Source organism: Mycobacterium parmense (assembly GCF_010730575.1).
GTDB classification, from domain to species: Bacteria; Actinomycetota; Actinomycetes; order Mycobacteriales; family Mycobacteriaceae; genus Mycobacterium; species Mycobacterium parmense.
In genome coordinates, this window is record NZ_AP022614.1 from 1,278,415 (window position 1) to 1,299,263 (window position 20,849).

At 69.4% G+C, this 20,849-nt stretch carries 18 protein-coding genes and 1 tRNA gene; 8 read left to right on the forward strand and 11 right to left on the reverse strand.

Annotation, left to right across the window (positions count from 1 at the left end; all coding sequences use genetic code 11):
• Window positions 1-58 precede the first annotated feature (58 nt).
• Both G6N48_RS05830 and G6N48_RS05835 read left to right on the forward strand, forming a co-directional pair.
• Complete coding sequence (locus tag G6N48_RS05830) at window positions 59-628, forward strand: tetratricopeptide repeat protein (RefSeq protein ID WP_139825794.1); 570 nt, start codon at window positions 59-61, stop codon at window positions 626-628.
• 26 nt (window positions 629-654) lie between these two features.
• Entirely contained in the window at window positions 655-1,392 is a 738-nt protein-coding gene (locus tag G6N48_RS05835) for a mannan-binding family protein (RefSeq protein WP_372511191.1), read from the forward strand.
• Between the two features lie 101 nt (window positions 1,393-1,493).
• Here G6N48_RS05835 and metH read toward each other — a convergent pair whose 3' ends face one another.
• On the reverse strand, window positions 1,494-5,267 hold the full coding sequence (gene metH / locus G6N48_RS05840; protein WP_085269487.1) for a methionine synthase: 3,774 nt from the start codon (window positions 5,265-5,267) through the stop codon (window positions 1,494-1,496).
• Between the two features lie 415 nt (window positions 5,268-5,682).
• Here metH and G6N48_RS05845 point away from each other — a divergent pair, with 415 nt between their 5' ends.
• Complete coding sequence (locus G6N48_RS05845) at window positions 5,683-6,573, forward strand: PAC2 family protein (RefSeq protein WP_179969850.1); 891 nt, start codon at window positions 5,683-5,685, stop codon at window positions 6,571-6,573.
• 18 nt (window positions 6,574-6,591) lie between these two features.
• On the opposite strand, the gene G6N48_RS05850 is transcribed toward G6N48_RS05845, so the two are convergent.
• From G6N48_RS05850 to G6N48_RS05880, 7 genes are all read right to left on the reverse strand, one after another.
• Window positions 6,592-7,461, reverse strand: coding sequence for an SDR family oxidoreductase (locus tag G6N48_RS05850; RefSeq protein WP_372511190.1), 870 nt, complete (start codon window positions 7,459-7,461; stop codon window positions 6,592-6,594).
• Between the two features lie 40 nt (window positions 7,462-7,501).
• Entirely contained in the window at window positions 7,502-8,749 is a 1,248-nt protein-coding gene (gene mshC / locus G6N48_RS05855) for a cysteine--1-D-myo-inosityl 2-amino-2-deoxy-alpha-D-glucopyranoside ligase (RefSeq protein WP_085269490.1), read from the reverse strand.
• Between the two features lie 24 nt (window positions 8,750-8,773).
• Window positions 8,774-9,553: a 3'(2'),5'-bisphosphate nucleotidase CysQ gene (locus tag G6N48_RS05860; RefSeq protein ID WP_085269510.1), complete on the reverse strand. Its 780-nt coding sequence runs from the start codon at window positions 9,551-9,553 to the stop codon at window positions 8,774-8,776.
• A 64-nt stretch (window positions 9,554-9,617) separates the two neighbouring features.
• Complete coding sequence (locus G6N48_RS05865; RefSeq protein ID WP_085269491.1) at window positions 9,618-10,430, reverse strand: SCO1664 family protein; 813 nt, start codon at window positions 10,428-10,430, stop codon at window positions 9,618-9,620.
• Window positions 10,414-11,001, reverse strand: coding sequence for a DUF3090 domain-containing protein (locus tag G6N48_RS05870; RefSeq protein ID WP_085269492.1), 588 nt, complete (start codon window positions 10,999-11,001; stop codon window positions 10,414-10,416). Before G6N48_RS05870 ends, G6N48_RS05865 begins: the two co-directional genes overlap by 17 nt.
• Before the next feature lie 80 nt (window positions 11,002-11,081).
• Window positions 11,082-11,858, reverse strand: a complete 777-nt coding sequence (locus G6N48_RS05875; protein WP_085269493.1) for a histidine phosphatase family protein — start codon at window positions 11,856-11,858, stop codon at window positions 11,082-11,084.
• 85 nt (window positions 11,859-11,943) lie between these two features.
• A complete protein-coding gene (locus G6N48_RS05880) occupies window positions 11,944-12,246 on the reverse strand; it encodes a hypothetical protein (protein WP_085269494.1) in 303 nt (100 codons plus the stop codon).
• A 121-nt stretch (window positions 12,247-12,367) separates the two neighbouring features.
• Between G6N48_RS05880 and G6N48_RS05885 the strand changes: the two genes are divergently transcribed.
• From G6N48_RS05885 to G6N48_RS28095, 4 genes are all read left to right on the forward strand, one after another.
• Window positions 12,368-13,423, forward strand: a complete 1,056-nt coding sequence (locus tag G6N48_RS05885; protein WP_139825796.1) for a YncE family protein — start codon at window positions 12,368-12,370, stop codon at window positions 13,421-13,423.
• 11 nt (window positions 13,424-13,434) lie between these two features.
• Window positions 13,435-13,683, forward strand: coding sequence for a DUF5703 family protein (locus G6N48_RS05890; RefSeq protein ID WP_085269495.1), 249 nt, complete (start codon window positions 13,435-13,437; stop codon window positions 13,681-13,683).
• 11 nt (window positions 13,684-13,694) lie between these two features.
• Window positions 13,695-14,762: a quinone-dependent dihydroorotate dehydrogenase gene (locus tag G6N48_RS05895; RefSeq protein ID WP_163670940.1), complete on the forward strand. Its 1,068-nt coding sequence runs from the start codon at window positions 13,695-13,697 to the stop codon at window positions 14,760-14,762.
• Window positions 14,763-15,047: 285 nt separating this feature from the next.
• Entirely contained in the window at window positions 15,048-16,943 is a 1,896-nt protein-coding gene (locus tag G6N48_RS28095) for a PE domain-containing protein (RefSeq protein WP_085269496.1), read from the forward strand.
• A 5-nt stretch (window positions 16,944-16,948) separates the two neighbouring features.
• On the opposite strand, the gene G6N48_RS05905 is transcribed toward G6N48_RS28095, so the two are convergent.
• Window positions 16,949-17,482 (reverse strand): YbhB/YbcL family Raf kinase inhibitor-like protein, encoded by a 534-nt coding sequence (locus G6N48_RS05905; RefSeq protein WP_085269497.1) that lies wholly within the window; start codon window positions 17,480-17,482, stop codon window positions 16,949-16,951.
• Window positions 17,483-17,519: 37 nt separating this feature from the next.
• Window positions 17,520-18,893 carry a M20/M25/M40 family metallo-hydrolase gene (locus G6N48_RS05910; protein WP_232066552.1) on the reverse strand — a complete coding sequence of 458 codons (1,374 nt, stop codon included), beginning with the start codon at window positions 18,891-18,893 and terminating at the stop codon, window positions 17,520-17,522.
• Between the two features lie 131 nt (window positions 18,894-19,024).
• Between G6N48_RS05910 and G6N48_RS05915 the strand changes: the two genes are divergently transcribed.
• Window positions 19,025-19,110: transfer RNA gene (locus G6N48_RS05915), tRNA-Leu, on the forward strand.
• On the opposite strand, the gene G6N48_RS05920 is transcribed toward G6N48_RS05915, so the two are convergent.
• Window positions 19,092-20,738, reverse strand: coding sequence for a recombinase family protein (locus tag G6N48_RS05920; protein WP_085269499.1), 1,647 nt, complete (start codon window positions 20,736-20,738; stop codon window positions 19,092-19,094). The genes G6N48_RS05915 and G6N48_RS05920 overlap by 19 nt on opposite strands.
• Between the last annotated feature and the right edge of the window lie 111 nt (window positions 20,739-20,849).

Genomic DNA, 20,849 nt, shown 5'->3' on the forward strand with positions numbered 1-20,849 from the left:
CGAAGAGCCGGACGCCGACGAGACCGGCGCCGGCGAGGTCGACGCGAAGGCGACCGACCTGGCCGCCGAAGCCGAAGCCGAAGAGGCCGAAGAGGCCGACCAAGCCGACCGGCCCTTCAAACGCAGGCGCCCCGAGCGCCGCAAGCGGCCCTGGCGACGATATCTGCGCCGCGGTGCGCTTCCGGCGTTACTGGTTGCGTCGCTTGCGGTTTCGGGCTTACTCGGCTGGCGGCAATGGCAGGAGCATGAGGTGAAGCTGGCCGGCCAGCAGGCCCAGCAGGCCGCCATCGCCTACGCGCAGGTGCTGACGAGCATCGACTCCAACAAGGTCGACGAGAACTTCCGGCAGGTGCTCGACGGCGCGACCGGCGAGTTCAAGGACATGTATACACAGTCCAGCGTGCAGCTTCGGCAACTGCTGATCGACAACAAGGCCACCGCACACGGGGTGGTGGTGGATTCGGCCATCCAATCGGAGTCCACGAACAAGGTTGTGGTGCTGGTCTTCATCGACCAGACGGTGACCAACATGCAGGCGCCCGATCCGCGCATCGACCGCAGCAGGATCAAGATGACGATGGAGAAGATCGACGGCCGGTGGCGGGCGAGCAAGGTCCAGCTGCTGTGATCCGCGGGCTCGTCGCCACGGTCGCCGTGGTAACCGCCACAGCGCTTGCCGGCCCTCCCGCGGCGAGGGCGTCGGCACCGTCGTTCTGCGGCGAGCTCGGTGGCGACTGGGACGGGCAGTACTGCCACACGACGGTGACCTCCGAGCGAAACGCGGTGCGCGACATCAGGGTCGCCGTGCCCGGTGAGCTCGTGGACAATCCGGTGGCGGGGCCGGTGATCCGCGATTACCTGCACACGCTGGTCGACAACTGGCGAAACGCGAACTCGCACATGATCGCCGACAGCTACGGCGAGGAGAACTATCAGGTCTTCCGGCACGGCAACCTGGTGAGCGCGGTGTTCCACGAGGACTATCACGCCGACGGGCCCAGGCCCAACAACGCCTACCGAACCTTCACTTTCGACATGGCGAGCGGCAGGGCGGTACGCCTGGCGGATCTGACCACGTCGAACCCGCTGACCGCGATCCCGCCGCTGGCGCAGCCCTTCATCCAGACCGCGCTGGATGCGGCTCCCCCGCCGCATGATCCGGGCAGCTATCCGTTCGTCGTCGACCGCTGGACACCCGACAAGGTGTACTCGGGCGCATACAAGGCGTGGGCGCTGACCCCCGACGAGCTGATCCTCTACATGCCGGATTACCCCGTCGGCCACGACGAGCCGGTCGACTTCACGCCCGGCGTCATGCAGTGGTACATGGACGGCGGGACCGTGCAGGCTCACATCCCGCTGGCGGCGCTGAGCGCGGTGCTGCGCCTCTGACTGTCCCGGCCGTCAGGGACCGCAAGATGCCATCGCCCACGGCGTGTCGCCGTACAGACACGCGCGCTCGCGACAAGGGCGACACGGGAGGCGGGCCGCGCTCAGTCCTCCGGGTTGTAGCCGAGGTTAGGACCGAGCCAGCGCTCGGCCTCCTGCAACGTCCAGCCCTTGCGCTTGGCGTAGTCGGCGACCTGGTCCTGGGCCAGCCGGCCGATGACGAAGTACTGCGACTGCGGGTGCGAGAAATACCAGCCGCTCACCGCGGCACCCGGCCACATCGCCATCGACTCGGTCAGCTCGATGCCCGTGCGCTCGCGCACGTCCAGCAACTTCCACAGCGTCACTTTCTCGGTGTGCTCCGGACAGGCCGGGTAGCCGGGGGCGGGGCGGATTCCCCGGTACTTCTCACCGATCAGGGCCTCGTTGTCCAGCTGCTCGTCGGGCTGGAATCCCCAGAACTCCTTGCGGACCCGCTGGTGCATCCGTTCGGCGAAGGCCTCTGCCAGCCGGTCGGCGAGCGACTCCAGCAGGATCGCGTTGTAGTCGTCGTGGTCGGCCTTGAACTCGGCGATCTTGTCCTGGCTGCCAAGGCCGGCGGTGACGGCGAAGGCCCCGATGTAGTCGGCCAGACCGGTGTCCTTGGGCGCGATGTAGTCGCCCAGCGACCGGTTCGGGATGCCGTCGCGGTGCTCGCCCTGCTGGCGCAGGTTGCGCAGCGTGGTCAGCACCTCGGTGCGGGTGTCGTCGGTGTACACCTCGATGTCGTCACCGACCGCGTTCGCCGGGAAGAAGCCGATCACCCCGTTGGCCGTCAGCCACTTCTCCTTGATCAGGGTGTCCAGCATCTCCTGGGCGTCGTCGTACAGCTTGCGGGCGGCCTCGCCCGACGCCGGGTTGTTGAGGATGTCGGGAAAGCGGCCCTTCATCTCCCAGGCGTTGAAGAACGGCTGCCAGTCGATGTACTCGCGCAACTCCGCGAGGTCGTAGTCGTGAAAATCGCGCACGCCCAGACCCTGGGCGGGTACCGGCGGCGTGTAGCCGTCCCACTCGATCGGCGTCCGATTGGCGCGGGCCTTCTCCAAAGTCAGCATGGGCCGCTCGTTCTTCTGCGCATGCCGTTCGCGAAGAGATGCGTAGTCCTTCTCGGTGGCCTCCAGCAGCGCCGGACGCTGCTTGTCGTCCAGGAGCGCCGCGGCGACCGGCACCGAGCGGGACGCGTCCTTGACCCAGACCACCGGACCGCTGCGACGGGGTGACACCTTCACGGCCGTGTGGGCACGCGAGGTGGTGGCGCCACCGATCAGCAGCGGGATGTCCAGACCCTCGCGCTCCATCTCGGCGGCGAAGTTCACCATCTCGTCCAGCGACGGCGTGATCAGACCGGACAGCCCGATGATGTCGGCGTCGTGCTCCTTGGCCGCGCCCAGGATCTTCTCGGCGGGCACCATCACGCCGAGGTCGATCACCTCGAAGTTGTTGCACTGCAGCACGACCCCGACGATGTTCTTGCCGATGTCGTGGACGTCGCCCTTGACCGTCGCCATGATGATCGTGCCGTTGGTGTCCTTCTTCGCAGCCTCGCCGGGCAAGGGCTCCGCCTTCTCCGCCTCGATGTAGGGCAGCAGGTAGGCCACAGCCTTCTTCATCACCCGGGCCGACTTGACGACCTGCGGCAGGAACATCTTGCCCGAGCCGAACAGGTCGCCGACGACGTTCATGCCGTCCATCAGCGGGCCTTCGATCACCTCGATCGGCCGCCCGCCCGCGGCGGCGATCTCGGCCCGCAGCTCCTCGGTGTCGGCATCGACGTGGGCGTCGATGCCCTTGACCAGGGCGTGCGTAATCCGTTCGCGGACAGGCAGACTACGCCACTCAGCCGCCTTGGGATCCTCGGTCTTGTCGGACTTGTTGAACCGCTCGGCGATTTCCAGCAGCCGCTCGGCCGCGTCCTCGCGACGGTTCAGCACGACGTCCTCGATCCGGTCCCGCAGCTCGGGGTCGATCGAGTCGTACGGCACCAGCGCACCGGCGTTGACGATGCCCATGTCCAGGCCGGCCCTGATGGCGTGGTACAGGAACACCGCGTGGATCGCCTCGCGGACCGGGTTGTTGCCCCGGAACGAGAACGACACGTTCGAGATACCACCGGAGATGTGCACCCCGGGGAGGTTTTCCTTGATCCAGGCGCAGGCCTCGATGAAGTCGATCCCGTACGTCGCGTGCTCCTCGATACCGGTGGCCAGCGCGAAGCAGTTCGGGTCGAAGATGATGTCCTCGGGCGGGAAGCCGACCTCCTCGGTCAGGATCCGGTAGGCGCGCGCGCAGATCTGTTTGCGGCGCTCCAGGTTGTCGGCCTGCCCCTGCTCGTCGAACGCCATCACGACGACGGCGGCGCCGTACTTGCGGCACAGCCGTGCCTCGCGGACGAACTTCTCCTCGCCCTCCTTCATGGAGATCGAGTTGACGATCGGCTTGCCCTGCACGTTCTTCAGGCCCGCCTCGATGACCTCCCACTTGGAGGAGTCGATCATCACCGGGACGCGGCTGATGTCCGGCTCGGCCGCGATCAGCTTGGTGAACCGGTCCATCGCGGCGACGCCGTCGATCATGCCCTCGTCCATGTTGATGTCGATGACCTGCGCGCCGACCTCGACCTGCTGCAGGGCGACCGACAGCGCCGAGTCGTAGTCCTCGGCCTTGATCAGGTTGCGGAACCGGGCGGAGCCGGTGATGTTGGTGCGCTCACCGATGTTCACGAACAGGGAGTCGTCGGTGATGTTGAGCGGTTCCAGGCCCGAGAGCCGGGTGGCGACGGGAATCTGCGGCACCTCACGCGGCGGCTTGCCCTCGACGACCTTGGCGATCTCGGCGATGTGCGGGGGCGCCGTCCCGCAGCAGCCGCCGACCAGGTTGACCAGGCCGGCCTCGGCGAAATCGGCGATGTAGCCGGCCTGGCGCTCCGGGGACTCGTCGTACTCGCCGAAGGCGTTGGGCAGCCCGGCGTTGGGGTAGCAGGAGACGAAGGTGTCCGCGATCCGCGACACCTCGGCGATGTAGGGCCTCATCTCGGGCGCGCCCAGGGCGCAGTTGAGGCCGACCGCGATCGGCCTCGCGTGCCGGATCGAGTTCCAGAACGCCTCGGTGACCTGACCGGACAACGTCCGCCCGGACGCGTCGGTGATGGTGCCCGAGATGATGACCGGCCAGCGGCGTCCGCGTTCCTCGAACAGCGTCTCGACGGCGAACACCGCCGCCTTGGCGTTCAGCGAGTCGAAGATGGTCTCGATGATGAGCAGGTCGGCACCGCCGTCGACCAGGCCGTTGGCGGATTCGAGGTAGGCGGCGACCAGCTGGTCGTAGGAGACGTTGCGGGCCCCGGGGTCGTTGACGTCCGGCGAGATCGACGCCGTGCGCGTCGTCGGCCCGATCGCGCCGGCGACGTAGCGGGGCTTGTCCGGGGTGCTGAACTCGTCGGCGGCCGCCCGCGCCAGGGCGGCGCCCGCGTAGTTCAGCTCGTAGGCGAGGTCCGCCATGTCGTAGTCGGAGAGGGAGATCGCGTTCGCGTTGAACGTGTTGGTCTCCAGGATGTCGGCGCCCGCCTCCAGGTACTCGCGGTGAATTCCCGTGATGATCTGCGGCTGCGTCAGGTTGAGCAGGTCGTTGTTGCCCTGCAGGGCGGTCGGCCATTCCGTGAAACGGTCGCCGCGGTAACCGGCCTCGTCGGGCCGGTCCCGCTGGATCGCGGTCCCCATTGCCCCGTCGATCACCATGATCCGCCGGCGCAGAGCTGCCGCCAGTTCTTCGGTGCAGTCGGGCCGGATGTTCGGCACGAAGGTCTCTGACTGCGAGGCGTTTACCGTGGCGTTCACACACATCCCTTCCGTAGCGGAAGGCGTCCTTGACTCTGCCGAGCGTGGCGGATCCGGCACGGGCCGGCAATCCGTTGCAACGCCTCTCGACCAGAGAAGTCTACGTCGTCACCCGACGTCTGGACGCCCAGCACGGCACGACCCGCCCGGCGACCGGGATGCCCTCGGGCCCCCGGCCTGCGGATCTTGCCGGCACTAGTTACCAAGGTTAACCATATTCACGACAAACGTATTTCGGCTCGACCGCCCCCGGTCGCCGACCACCACACGCTGAGCCGATGTCCGCAAGGATGTCGTCTCGCGGCGGTCCTCGTCGGCGGCAGCCACCCGACAAGGATAGTGGCTCTATGTAAAAAGCCTGGCCCTTCGTGCGCCGCGAGGTACCGCCGAAGGTCAGCCGAGAAGGCCGTACCCTGATTTTGTGACCCCGCCCGATGGCCCTCCCTATGGGAAAGCCGCATTGCCCGAACTGCACAACACCATCGTCGTGGCGGCGTTCGAGGGCTGGAACGACGCCGGGGACGCGGCCAGCGACGCGCTCGAGCACCTCGAGGCCATCTGGGAGGCCGACCCCATCCTGGAGATCGACGACGAGGCCTACTACGACTACCAGGTGAATCGGCCCGTGATCAGGCAGGTCGACGGGGTGACCCGTGAGCTTGTCTGGCCGGCGATGCGCATCTCGCACTGCCGGCCGCCGGGCAGCGACCGCGACGTCGTGCTGATGCACGGGGTGGAGCCGAACATGCGCTGGCGGACCTTCTGTTCAGAACTGGTGGCCATCGCCGACAAGCTCAACGTCGACACCGTCGTCATCCTCGGGGCGCTGCTGGCCGACACCCCGCACACGCGGCCGGTGCCCGTCTCGGGCGCGGCCTACTCCCCCGAGTCGGCGAAGCGCTTCGGCCTCGAGGAGAGCCGCTACGAGGGCCCCACCGGCATCGCGGGAGTCTTCCAGGACGCCTGCGTGGCCGCCGGGATCCCCGCGGTGACTTTCTGGGCGGCGGTGCCGCACTACGTGTCGCAGCCGCCGAACCCGAAAGCCACCGTGGCGCTGCTGCGCCGGGTGGAAGACGTGCTCGACATCGAGGTCCCGCTGGAGGACCTGCCGGCGCAGGCCGAGGAGTGGGAGCAGGCGATCACCGAGATGGCCGCCGAGGACGAGGACCTGGCCGAATACGTGCTGTCGCTGGAGCAACGCGGCGACGCCGAGGTCGACATGAACGAGGCCCTGGGCAAGATCGACGGCGACGCGCTGGCCGCCGAGTTCGAGCGGTACCTGCGCCGGCGCCGCCCGGGCTTCGGCCGCTGATCACCGCTTCCCCTCGCGTTACTCCGGGTCGAGGCCCTGGTTGTAGGCGCTCGTGGAGCGACCGAGCGCGGCGACCTCCGCGTCCATCCTGGGCAGCAGCTCGGCGGTGGTCCTGCGGATGGGGAGTTCGCCGATCGGGGTGGACAGCACGGGCTTGAGCCACCGCATCGCCGCGACCCAGCGGGGCACGAAGATGCGGCTGTCGCGGCGCTCGATGCCCCTGGCGATGGCGTCCGCGCATTTGTCGACGGTCGTGGTCTTGTTCAGCGGCCACGGCAGCTTGGCGAGCAACTCGGCGAAGGACGGCAGGTCGGCCTTGGTATCGCGGACCAGGGCCGTGTCGATCCACGACATGTGCGCCGACCCGACGCCGACCCCCAGGTGGGCCACCTCGAGCCGCAGCGCGTTGGCGAGGATCTCGACCCCGGCCTTGGACGCGTTGTACGGCGCCAGGCCGGGAGCCGCCGCGTAGGCCGCCAGCGACGAGACGATCAGCGCGTAGCCGCGGCGCTCGATCACCGCCGGCAGCGTGGCCCGCAGGGTGTGGAAGACGCCGAGCACGTTGACCTCCAGCACTCGCCGGAACGCCTCCGGATCGACCTGCAACACCGAGCCGTAACTGGCGATGCCGGCGTTGGCCACCACCACGTCGATGCCGCCGAAGCGTTCGACGGCCTGCGCGGCGGCGGACCGCATGGCAGGCAGGTCGCGCACGTCGGCGACCGCGGTGAGCACCCGGTCCTCGCCGAGCTCGGCGGCGATCGCGACCAGCTCGGCCTTGTCCAGGTCGGTCAGCACCAGCTTGGCGCCCTTTTTGCACAGCCGGCGGGCGACCTCGGCCCCGATCCCCCGGGCGCCGCCGGTGATGAAGACGACTTTGCCGTGCATGTTGCCGTTTTGCGAGGTCATGGGCGAGACCGTACCGCCATTACAGTTCCACTCCCAGCAACGCGTCGACCGCGGCGGACACCAGCGCCGGCGCCGCGGCGTCGCCGCCCCCGTACTCCAGCGCGTCGGTGGCCCAACCATCAAGGGCGGCAAGAGCTTTGGGGGTGTTCAGGTCGTCGGCCAGGTATTGGCGCAGCCGGGCCACGACGTCGGTGGCGTCGGGGGCCGCCTGCAGCGCGGTCGCCTGGCGCCAGCGCCGCAGCCGGGCGATCGCCTCGTCGAGCACCTGACGGCTCCAATACCGGTCGGCACGGTAATGCCCCGACAGCAGGCCCAGCCGGATGGCCGCGGGCTCGACGCCCTCGGCGCGCAGCGCCGACACCAGCACCAGGTTGCCGCGGCTCTTGGACATCTTGTGGCCGTCCCAGCCGATCATCCCGGCGTGCACGTAGTGCCGGGCGAACCGCCGCTCGGCGCGGACGCATTCGGCGTGGGCCGCGGTGAACTCGTGGTGCGGGAAGATCAGGTCGCTGCCGCCACCCTGGATGTCCAGCCCGCTGCCGATGCGGCTGAGCGCGATCGCCGCGCACTCGATGTGCCAGCCGGGCCGGCCGGCGCCGAAAGGCGACGGCCAGCTGGGCTCCCCCGGCCGCGCGGCGCGCCACAGCAGGGCGTCGAGCGGATCGGCCTTGCCGGCGCGGCCCGGGTCGCCGCCGCGCTCGGCGAACAGCCTCAGCATGGTCTCGCGGTCGTAGCCCGACTCGTAGCCGAACTGCGGGGTGGCGTCGGCGCGGTAGTAGACGTCGGGACAGTCGTCGTCGAACACGTACGCCGCGCCGGACGCCAGCAGCTTCTCGACGAGTTCGACCACCTCGGAGATCGCTTCGGTGGCGCCCACGTACTCCCGCGGCGGGAGCACCCGCAGCGCCGCCATGTCCTCGCGGAACAGGGCGACCTGGCCGTCGCCGAGTTCGCGCCAGTCGACGCCGTCGCGGTCGGCGCGCTCGAACAGCGGGTCGTCGACGTCGGTGACGTTCTGGACGTAGTGCACGTCGTGGCCCAGGTCCAGCCACTGCCGGTGGATCAGGTCGAACGCCAGGTAGGTGGCCGCGTGACCGAGGTGGGTGGCGTCGTAGGGGGTGATCCCGCAGACGTACATCGTTGCCGCCGAGCCCGGTCCGGTGCCCGCCGCCACCGGGCGCACCTGCCGGTCGGAGGTGTCGTAGAGCCTCAGTTCCGGACCGCGTCCCGGCAACTCGGGCACTCGCGCGGAAGGCCAGGACTGCATGGAGTCGACTCTAAACGCCCGAGTTCAGCGCCATGCGTCGCGGATGGCGCCCAACAGGATCGGCGCAAGCTCGGCGCGGCACATCACGAAATCGGGCAGGTAGGGGTCGAGCTGGTTGTAGCGCAGCGGCGAACCGTCGAGCCTGGACGCGTGCATGCCGGCGGCCATCACCACCCCCGCCGGCGCAGCCGAGTCCCACTCCCACTGGCCGCCCGCGTGCACGTAGGCGTCGACGTCCCCGTCGATCATGGCCATCGCCTTGGCGCCGGCCGAGCCGATCGCCACGGGCTGGATCGGCAGCGCCTCCCGCATCCGGAACAACACCGCCGGGGGTCGCGTCGCGCTCACCGCGATCCGGATGGGGCTGGGGACGCCGACACGCGCCGCCTCGGCCGTCACCGTGTCGCTGCGGTACACAATGTTCCCGCGCGCGGGCAACGCCACCGCCGCGTCGGTGATCTCCCGCCCGTGGTCGGCGGCAGCGCCGCTGGGACGCTGCCAGAGCGCGACGTGCACCGCCCAGTCGTCGCGGCCCGGCGTCGAGAACTCCCGGGTGCCGTCCAGCGGGTCGATGATCCAGACGCGGTCGTGCCGCAGCCGCACCAGGTCGTCGTAGGCCTCCTCGCTGAGCACCGCGTCGCCGGGCCGCTCGGCCTTCAGCCGCCGCAGCAACAGCGCGTTCGCCAGGCTGTCGCCCGCGTCGCCGAGCACCCACGGATGGCCGAAACCGACCTCCTCGCGGACCTTCAGCAGCAGCTCCCCCGCGTCGGCGGCAAGGTCGGCGGCCAACGCGGCATCGGTCATCTCGTCCGCGGCGGCGCTCACCGGTTCAGTATCGCCGACGGTCCGAACGGCTCCTGGCCCCGCACTAAAAAGCCGGCCAGGGAATCGGGCGGTGCCGGTTCGGTCCGGGCATCACCGGGTTGTCGAGCAGCGCGTGGGCGCGCCGCAGCAGCGCCGCGATCTCCGTGCGGGTGATCCGCCCGGCCAGTTCGTCGGCCAGCGAGCCCCCGCGCAGCGCGTCGACGAGCCCGGCCACCGCCTCGAGGGTCTCGTCGTCGACGGGCTTGCCGGCCCAGCCCCACAGCACCGTGCGCAGCTTGTCCTCGACGTGCAGGCACACGCCGTGGTCGACGCCGTAGACCCGGCCGTCGACGCCGAACAGGATGTGGCCGCCCTTGCGGTCGGCGTTGTTGATCAGCACGTCGAACACGGCCATCCGGCGCAGCCGGACGTCGTCGGCGTGCATGAGGATGACCTCGTCGCCGGCGTAGTCGTGGGCCCGCAGCACCGGCAGGTAGCCCGGCTGCGGCTTGTCGGCGGGGAACAGGTCGACCAGGTCCGGCGCCGGATCGCAACCGTTCTCGTCACCGGGCTGGTGCACCCACTGCTGCAGCATGCCCTGGCCCGCGGGTCCGTCGCGAATCACCGTGTACGGCACGATGTTCCAGCCCAGCTGCCTCGAGATCAGGTACGCACCCAACTCACGGCCGGCCAGGGTGCCGTCGGGAAAGTCCCAGAGCGGCTGTTCGCCGGCGATCGGCTTGTAGACGCAGTGCACGCTGCGCTCGCCCAGAATGGCCTCGCACAGGAAGGTGCCGTTGCTGGCTGAGCGGATGCGTCCGAGGACCGTCAGCTCGCCGTTGCGCAGCACCTCGCGCTCGTCACTCCTCGGGTTCATCGTTGGACCCGAGCAGCGCGCCACGCTTGTAACCGTTGGTGCGCGCGCAGATGTGACCGTCCGGGTCCAGCGGCTCCTCGCACAACGGGCACGGCGGACGCCCCGCCGAGATGACGCGGTTGGAGCGCGTGGCGAACTGCCGCGCTGATTCCGGCGTCAGGAACACCCGCACGGCGTCGGGACCCTCGTCGGTGTCGTCGAGCACCACCGACGCGTCGAATTCGGCGTCGGTGACGGCCAGCAGCTCGACCACGACGGTCTGGGCCTCGGAGTCCCAGCCCAGACCCATGGTTCCGACCCGGAACTCGGCGTCGACCGGGGTGACCAACGGGCTGAGGTCCTCCACCTCCGTGGGCTCAGGAGGCACCGGCGTGCCGAACCGGCGGTTGACCTCGAGCAGCAGCGCGCCGATGCGTTCGGCCAGCACCGCGACCTGTTGCTTCTCCAGGACCACCGACACCACCCGCGCGTCGTGCACCGCCTGGATGTAGAAGGTGCGATTCCCGGGCTGGCCGACGGTCCCGGCCACGAAACGGTCGGGTGTGCGGAAGACGTGAATTGCGCGGGCCATGGCAATTCCAAAATACCGGCTCTTGCCGTCGCGGTGCGATTCGATCGTCGGCCCGCGGCAGAATTAACCCCGCAGCAGAATCAATCCGTCGTCCCGCCGACCACAGCGTCGCTCGACAGCACCGCGGCAGCCGGCGCCTGAGTCGACGCCTCGCTTGCCTGCCCGTCGGCTTCCGCGGCCGGCCCGTCCTTTGCCGGCTCCTTCGCCTGGTCTGTCGCGGGCGGCCCGGCACGCAAAGCGGCCGACAGCCGTGTCCCGGTGTGATTGACGTGCAACACAAACGGCCGCAGCTCGGTGTAGCGGATCACGCTCAGCGACGCCGGATCGGCGGTGACGCGCTGGAAGCCGTCGAGGTGGATGCCGTACGCGTCGGCCACCAACGCCTTGATGACGTCGCCGTGCGTACAAGCCACCCACAGCGCGTCGCCGCCGTGCTGCTCGGCCAATCGCCGGTCGTGCTCGCGCACGGCGGCCACGGCGCGCGCCTGCACCTGCGCCAGGCCCTCGCCGCCAGGAAACACCGCCGCGCTGGGATGGGCCTGCACGACCCGCCACAACGGCTCACCGGTCAGTTCGCCGATCTTGCGGCCCGTCCATTCGCCGTAGTCCACTTCGGCGAGCCGGTCCTCGACGAGCGGCTCGAGGCCCAGCGCGTCGGCGAGCGGCTCGACGGTGCGACGGCAGCGCAACAGCGGCGAGGTGACGAGCGCGCGAATCGGCAGATCACCGACCCGGTCGATGAGGCCGGCGGCCTGCTCGCGGCCCCGGTCATCGAGGTCGACGCCCTCGGACCGGCCCGCCAGGACGCCCGCGGTGTTCGACGTCGAGCGGCCGTGCCGCAGCAGCAGGACCGTCATGCCGCGGCGCCCAGCCACCAACACATCGCCGACGCACTCACGACCACGACCGTACCTGCCGCAGGAGGCCCGTCCCGCGCGACGACTAGCGTGAAACCGGTATCGCTCTCGCGACGGAGTCACGCACCGCGGCCGTCAGGCTGCGCTCGTCGGTGAGGTCGATGTCGACAAGGCTGCGAACCGCCCGCGCGACCACCTCCTCGGCCTGAGGAACCGGTCCGGCCAAGCGGGGCCGGTAAATTTCGACGACGAGCGAACGGTGCTCGATGTGAAAGGAAAAACTGCGTCCATCACCGACCTGTCCGTACCCGCTGGCGGAGATTCCTGTCGAAATGTCTTCGACAGCAAACTCTTTGCGCGAGATATGCCGGTCAACGATGACGGTCATATCGCGACCATACCTCGTGAGCCCGGCACGATGTGCACAACACGGCAAATTGGGCGCGAAACCGTTCCTTACAATTTGACCCTCATGCAGGTTACGCGAAGGAAAATAATTGCTGCCAGGGATTAATCGCCGCAAACGGGCAGTTCGGGGCACCTCCCTCAGCTCGCTCGTTTTGCTGGCGACGGTTGCCGGCTGTTCCTCGAATCCGCTGAATCCCGCTCCGCCGACCATCGCACCGGCGTCGGCGGCGGTGTCGCCGCCGGTCTCGCGGCAGCCGGCCGGCGCCGTCGCAGCGCTGTCAGCCCACGCCACGGCGGCCGTCTTCGACGGCGGCACCCACGAGCTGGCGGTCTTGTCCCCCGGCGCCGACTCGGCGGCGCCGGGGAGCGTCGCCGTCTTCGCCGGCACCCGGGCCGCACCGCGCGTGCTGGCCCTGCCGGGACCGGCGTCGGCGCTGACCGACGACGGCCACGGCACGGTGTACCTGGCCGCCCGCGGCGGCTACTTCGTGGTCGACCTGCCCACCGGGCGCACCGCACGGGTGGGTCTGTCCGAGGCCGCGACGACCGAGTTCACCGCGATCGCGCAACGGGCCGACGGCAAGCTCGTCCTGGGCAGCGCCGACGGGGCCGTCTACACCCTGGCCTCCCGGACCCCGGACAGGGTCGCCGCCGCGACCGTCGGCGGCCGCAACAAAATCTTCGCGCGCGTTGATTGGCTTGTCACGCAAGGAAATACGACGGTGGTGCTGGACCGGGCGCAAACCTCGGTGACCACCATCGGCGACGACGGACGTGCGCGGCAGGCACTGCGCGCCGGCGAGGGCGCCACCACCATGGCCGCCGATCCGCTGGGCCGGGTGCTGGTGGCCGACACCCGGGGCGGCCAGCTGCTGGTGTACGGCGTCGACCCGCTGATGCTGCGCCAGGCCTATCCCGTGCCGCAGGCACCCTACGGCTTGGCGGGTTCGCGCGCTCTGTCCTGGGTGTCCCAGACGGGCTCCAACGTCGTGATTGGTTACGATCTGTCCACCGGAATTCCCGTCGAAAAGGTGCGTTACCCAACCGTGCAGCAACCCGACTCGCTGGCCTTTGACGAATCGTCAGGCACCTTGTACGTGGTGTCGGGGTCCGGTGCGGGGGTCCAGATCATCGAGCACGCGGCGGGCCGGCCGTGACGAGCTCTCCGATGCCGCGACGAAGTCAGCTACCGGCGGGGTGGGACACCGAGATGTCCGACGACTACGAGTGGGTGCCGTTGCGGCTGCCGCCCGAGGTGACCCGGCTGAGCGCGTCGATCCGGCTGTCCATCGAGGCCGAATATCGCGGCTGGGAGTTGACCCGGGTGCGGCTGTACACCGATGGCAGCCGGCGGGTCCTCCTGCGTCGCAAGAAGACTCGTGTCGACAGCCGGCGGCCCGACCAGCCCGAACTGTGACCGGCCATCGGGTGTACGGCCTGCTGCGACGCCTCCTGTTCGCCCTGCCGGCCGAACGCGTGCACAGGCTGGTCTTCGCGCTGCTGCGCGGGGTCGCGGCCCTCGCCCCGGTGCGGCGAGGGTTGCACCGGTTGCTGGGCCCGAGCGATCCCGTGCTGGCCAGCACGGTGTTCGGCGTTCGATTCCCGGGGCCGCTCGGGCTCGCCGCCGGGTTCGACAAGGACGGCAAGGGCGTGTCGGCGTGGGGGGCGCTCGGCTTCGGGTACGCCGAGGTGGGGACCGTCACCGCGCACCCGCAGCCGGGCAATCCCGGCCCCCGCCTGTTCCGGCTGCCCGCGGACCGGGCTCTGCTGAACCGGATGGGGTTCAACAACCTCGGCGCGGGCGCGCTGGCGGTCCGGCTGGCGCGGCAGCGGCCCGACGTCCCGATCGGGGTCAACATCGGCAAGACCAAGATCACCCCCGCCGCCGATGCCGTCGACGACTACCGGGCGAGCGCACGGCTGGTGGGTCCGCTGGCGTCGTATCTGGTGGTCAACGTCAGCTCGCCGAACACCCCCGGGCTGCGCGACCTGCAGGCGGTCCAGGCGCTGCGGCCCATCCTGGCGGGGGTTCTGCGGGAGGCTGCCGAGACGTCGACGCCGGTGCTGGTGAAGATCGCACCCGACTTGTCCGACCCGGACATCGACGCGATCGCCGACCTGGCCGTCGAGCTGGGCCTGGCCGGCATCGTCGCGACCAACACCACGGTGTCGCGTGACGGCCTGATGACACCCGGGGTCGGCGACCTGGGCGCCGGCGGCGTGTCGGGGGCGCCGGTGGCGCGCCGGGCCGCCGAGGTGCTGCGCCGGCTCTACTCGCGCGTGGGCGACCGGCTGGTCCTGATCAGCGTCGGGGGCATCGAGACCGCCGACGATGCCTGGGACCGCATTACCGCCGGAGCCTCCTTGCTGCAGGGCTACACGGGCTTCATCTATGGAGGCGGCCTGTGGCCCAAGCACATTCACGACGGCATCGCGCGCCGGCTGCATGACGGGGGGTTCGCCTCGCTCGCCGAGGCGGTCGGGTCGGCGAGCTGAGTCAGGCGGCTGTTTCCCCCCGGTCGTCCTCGGCGAGCTGCTCCTTGGCGGCGCGGCGTGCTGCCCGGGCGTCGAGCGTGCTGCCACGGCGGCGACACGCCGACAGACCCCGCCCGGCGCGCACAGTCGAAACCGTGAGCGCACAACCTAATCCGCGACGTCCGTGCCGATACTCCCGCGCCCCCGTCGGCGTCTCGGCGGAGCTGTTCGGCACGCGTGGAAGAGTTTGCCAGGGTGTGACTATGATCACCTGGTCTGGTGTCGGGCCTGAGACGAGGGGATCTCATGTCGTTTCTGTTCACCGCACCCGAAGTCGTCTCGGCCGCGGCCGGTGATCTGGCGGACATCGGCTCGACGCTCCGGGAGGCGACCGCGGCGGCCTCGGGGCCCACCACAACCTTCGCCGTCGCGGCCGGCGATGAAGTCTCGCTGGCGGTCTCGCGGCTGTTCGGCGGCTACGGCGAGCAGTTCGCGGCCCTGAGCGCGCAGGCGGCGGCCTTTCATCATGAGTTCGTCAGCTTGCTGAGCCACGCCGCAACGGCATATCTGAGCACCGAAGCCGGCGCCGAGCAGGCTCTGCTGAGCGCGACCATCGCCCCCGCCGCCGCGACCCCGGCGGCGACGCTCCCGCTCCTGGGCGGCCTGACGGGGATCCTCGGCGGCGTGAGCCCCATCCTCGGGGGCGGCGGGGGGATCTTCGGCGGACTGAGCCCGATCCTGGGCGGCTTCGAGGCGCTGCTCACCGGCGGGAATCTGGCGCCCTACATCGGCGTGCCGTCCTATCTGGACCCGATCCTCGGGCCGGTGAGCCAGCTGCTGTTCACCGGCGGACCGGTGGGCCCGATCATCGCGGGCTCACCCCTGGGCCCCACCCTTCGCGGCATCGGCCTGGACCTCGGTGGCGTGTTGTCCACCCTGATCTCCGGTGGCGTCCCCACGGTGCTGTCCAACCCGTTCGGCCTGCTGGGCCAGGCACTGTCCGGCGCCATCGTGGATGTGCCACTGCTGCACGGACTTCAACCGGTCCTGGCGCCGCTCTTCCCGAATCTGTTCGAGGCGAGCCAGACCGCCACCGCCGCCGGCAACCCGTGGCAGATGCTGATCGCCAACACCGAAGCCAACCTGCACAGCCTCAACAGCACGTGGGCCGCCCACCCGTTCCCGCTCCTGCATCAGGTGATCGCCAATCAGCAGGGCTACGCCCAGGCGTTCGGCGGCGGGCTCGCGCTCACCCTCGAGAACTTCCCGACCACGCTGGCCAACGTGCCGGAGAACATCCAGATCAGCCTGCAGGGGGCGGCGACGTTCAACCCGGGCGCGCTCGCGCAGGCCTTCGTCAACCAGCAGGTCGGCTACGCCCAGACCTTCAGCGCGGCACTGTCGAAGGCCGGCGCCGACCTGCAGACCACGCTCCCGACCTTCCAGGCCGACCTCGCGCTGGCCTCCCAGGCGATCTCCGCCGGCAACTACAACGCCGCCGTGGTGGACGTGACCCAGGGAGCGCTGGGCCTGTTCATCAGCGGCTTCAACACCAGCAACCTGACCAACATCCTGGTGCTCGGGCCGGGCGGCGACCTGCTGCCCATCCTGGGCATCCCCGCGCTGCAGGCGCAGAACTTCGCCGCCCTGCTGCCACCCGGCTCGATCCTGGCGCAGATGGCGCACAACTACACCAGCGCGGTGACGACACTGACCAACGCGACGATCTCCACCAGCATCCAGGTGGGCGTCAACCCACTGGTGACGGTCGGCGCCAACTTCGGGCTGCCGCTGTCGCTGGCCTTCTCGGTGCTGGGCGCACCGGTCGCCGGGTTCGGCGGATTCGCCACGGGCGCACAGGTTCTGGGGGCCGCTCTGGCGAGCGGCAACGGTGTCGCCGCGGCCGGCGCGCTGGTCGATCTGCCCGCCTACGCGCTGAACGGCTTCCTCAACGGCGAGACCGTCATCGGGCTCTCGATGCCGGCGACCGTCGGGGGCGTCACCGTGCCGCTGACGATGTCGTTGCCGTTCGACGGCATTCTCGTTGCCCCGCATGCCATCTCGGCGACCGTGGACCTCTCGATCCTCGGTCTGGCCACCATCCCGGTCACCGTGCCCGTCGGCGGCACACCCTTCGGCGGCCTGCTCCCGGCGCTCGTCGACTACCTGCCCGAGCAGCTCGCCGCGGCGATCACACCCTGATCGCGCTACCCCTGCTGCTCGTAAGTCGCGTGGATGACCGCGCGCGCGATGGCGTGCTGGAACAGGTTGAACCCGAGGTAGGCCGGGCTGGCATCCTCGGTCAGGTCGAGCTTGTCGACGTCGACGGCGTGCACGGCGACGTAGTAACGGTGCGCGCCATGCCCGGGCGGCGGCGCCGCGCCGACATAGCGGCGCATCCCGGCATCGTTGACCAGCGTCTGCGCGCCACCGGGCAGCTCCCGGCCGTCACCGGCGCCCGCAGGCAGCTCGGTGACGTCGGCCGGCAGGTTGGCCACCGCCCAGTGCCAGAAACCGGAGGCCGTCGGGGCGTCGGGGTCGTAGACGGTGACGGCGAAGCTTCGCGTCTCGCCGGGGAATCCCGACCAGCTCAGCTGCGGGCTGACGTCTTCCCCGCCGGCACCCATGATGCCGCTGACTTGGGGCTTCGCCAGCGACCCGCCATCGGTGAGCGACTCCGAGGTCAGCGTGAACGTCGGCAGCTGCGGCAGCGAGGCGTACGGGTCGGGGCGGGTGGTCATGAGCAATCCTCTCGTGACTTCTCGTGTTTATCCGGCACTAGCAATGGGTCAGGAAGTGGGCCAGCACGTCGGTGCCGAACCTCAGCGCGTCGATGGGTACCCGCTCGTCGACACCGTGGAACAGGGCGCTGAAATCGAGATCGGGCGGCAGCCGCAGCGGGCTGAAACCGAAGCAGCGGATACCCAAGCGCGCGAACGCTTTTGCGTCCGTCCCCCCCGACAGCATGTAGGGCACCGTCCGGGCGTCGGGGTCGAGGGCGAGGACCGCGGCGTTCATGGCGTCGACCAGGTCGCCGTCGAAGCTGGTCTCGTAGGAGGTGAGGTCCCTGATCCACTCGCGGGTGACGTCGGGCCCGATCAGCTGGTCGACCTCGGCCTCGAACGCCTCCTTGCGACCGGGAAGGACTCGACAGTCCACCACCGCCTCGGCCGTGGCCGGGATGACGTTGGCCTTGTAGCCGGCCTTGAGCATCGTCGGGTTGGCGGTGTCGCGCAGCACGGCCTTCAGCATGCGGGCCGTGGGGCCGAGCTTGTCGATCACCCCCTCGAGGTCCGTCGAGTCCGCGTCGAACGCGAACCCGGTCTCCTCGCTGACGGCGGCCAGAAACTGCGCCACCGTGTCGGTCAGCACGATCGGAAACCGGTGGCGGCCCAGGCGCGCGACCGCTTCGGCGACGGCGGTGACGGCGTTCTGATCGTGCACCATCGACCCGTGGCCGGCCGGCCCGCGCGCGGTGAGCCGCATCCACGCCAGCCCCTTCTCGGCCGTCTCGATGAGGTAGAGCCGGCGCTCGGTTCCGTCGGGCCGCGGCACGGTCAGGGAGAACCCGCCGACCTCGCCGATCGCCTCGGTGACGCCGTCGAACAGGTCGGGCCGGTTGCTCACCAGCCACTGCCCGCCGAAGTGGCCGCCGTGCTCCTCGTCGGCGACGAACGCGAACACCAGGTCGCGCGGCGGCACGATCCCGGCGCGCTTGAGCTGCCTGGCCACCACGATCATCATGCCGACCATGTCCTTCATGTCGACCGCGCCGCGGCCCCAGACGAACCCGTTCTCCACGGCCCCGGAGAACGGGTGCACGCTCCATTCGGCGGGCTCGGCGGGCACGACGTCGAGGTGGCCGTGCACGAGCAGGGCGCCGCGCGAACTGTCGGCCCCAGGCAGGCGCGCGAACACATTGCCCCGGCCCGGCGCGCCCGATTCGACGTATTCGGTCTGGTATCCGACCTCCTCGAGCAGCCCGGCGACCCAGCGCGCGCACTCCGCCTCACCCCGGGTGGTTTCCGGTTCGCCGGTGTTGGTGGTGTCGAACCGAATCAGCCTGCTGACGACCTGCACCACGTCGTCATTCGCGTCGCGCGGCGCCTCGCCCTCACCGCTTGCCCCGCTCGCCCCGCTTCCGACGGTCACAACCACCTTTCCTACCACTGCCGCCGCCAACGGGCTCGGGAGCGCGGCCGCCGCCGGTCTCAGCCGGCTGGGTTGGGCAGGCGCGCACCCATCCGCTAGCCTTAGCTGCCAACCCATGCGGGTTTGGCCTTGTCCGAGTGGCGGAATGGCAGACGCGCTAGCTTGAGGTGCTAGTGCCCTACTAATGGGCGTGGGGGTTCAAGTCCCCCCTCGGACACATCCGGCGACACGACTCAAGTCGGCCGTCGCCTTGACTTGTCGCAGATGCGGATCGTAATCAAGGCGGAGCCCGAGGCTCGCGTACACCTGGGCGCGTTCCCCCCCGGTCGCCGCACCGAGCACGGCTGACAGCCCACCCAGTTCCTCGACCAATTCGCTGATCTGTGCGGCGGACATGACACGGGGACGCTCCGCTTGCTCAAGACGGGCCTTCAGCTCGTCGCGCTCGGCGGTGCGGCGATGCAATGCGGCGGTCAAGTCCTCCACGGCCACGCCAGACTCCACGGCGGTAACCAAAGCAGCAACCTTGGCATTCGCCTCGCGAAGCTGGCGTTGCAGGGCGGCGTAGCCAGTACCGGCTGCCGGGTCCACGTCCTGCCCGTGTGCGAGGTCTTCCGGATCGGCCAAGGTGGCGATCCATTCGTCAAGTCGCGCAGTCACCTCGTCTTCACGGAGATAGACGGTGCGCGGATGATCACTCAGGTCCACAGGTACAGACCGCGACTTACCCAGCTCACAACGGTAGAGGATGCGGGTCATTCGTTTCCCGACGCGAGCGGCGCCCTGCATCCGCCGTCCACACGCGGCACAGAAAAGCAGCCCGCGGAGCGCATACGGCACCGTCGATTCTCTGCCGCACACGAGACCGGGACCACGCCGTGCCAGCGTCCGAAGACGAACAGCCTGCACCAGTTCATCGGGAATCAGCGCTTCATGCGTGCGGCGGTCTGGTGCGATCCAGTCGGCCTCATCACGCCACCGCATACGAGTCTCATACCCCGCCGCGACATCATCGGGGTTGACCAGGACCTCGTATTTCTCCTGCTTGCCCCAAACACGGATACCGCGGTACGCCGGGTTGTCGAGTATCGCGCGGATCGCCGAATGGGACCATCCTCGCGGGTCACGATGACGATTCCGCGCCGGGTCGTACTGACTCGGTGACGGCACGCCATCGTCGGTGAGCTGTTGCGCAATGTAGCGCAGGCCCGCTCCGTCGGCGTACATGCGGTAGATCCGCTCGACGACCGAAGATGTCGCGGGGTCAGGTTCGAGGCGGTGAAGCCGCTGCCCAAGATTGGCCTTAGCAAGGTTTGGGTGCGGTCCGGCATCGACCAGCCGGTAACCGTACGGTGGTCGACCACCGAGGTATCTCGTTGTGTCCTGCGCGAGCGCCGACATCGCGGTACGGACGCGCATCTGGATTCGCGCACGCTCGCCCTTGCTCATTCCGCCAAAGAGCGTCATCACGAGGTCGTGCGCCTCGGAGCCGGGGTCGACCGCTCCACCGACCTCAGGTACCCACAAACCAACTCCGTAGTGCGTCAGCACAGGGAAAGTAAGCGCGAACTGCGGCCCATAGAACGCGCGGGCGGGCTCCCCGATCACGACAGCATCGAAGCTACGGTCACGAGATGCGACATCAGCAAGCAGACGCGATGCCTCCGGTCTGCGCTTCCACGGCAGTGAACGGCTCTGTCCCACATCGAAGTAGTCAGCGGCCAGAACTCCGCCATGCGGACCGATAAGATCAAGAGCACGCCGTTTCTGCCAGCTACGGCTCGCCTCCGGGTCCTGAGCATCCTCCGTGCTCACTCGGCCATAGAAGGCGAACCTCAGGCTCACGCCACTCCCCTCCCTGATCCGAGCATCCGGTCCCGCACAGCCATTATCACGTGTACCAGCGCGCTGTTGGCCTCGGGCGGAAGTCGATAGTGGTCGGGCACGACAATTTCA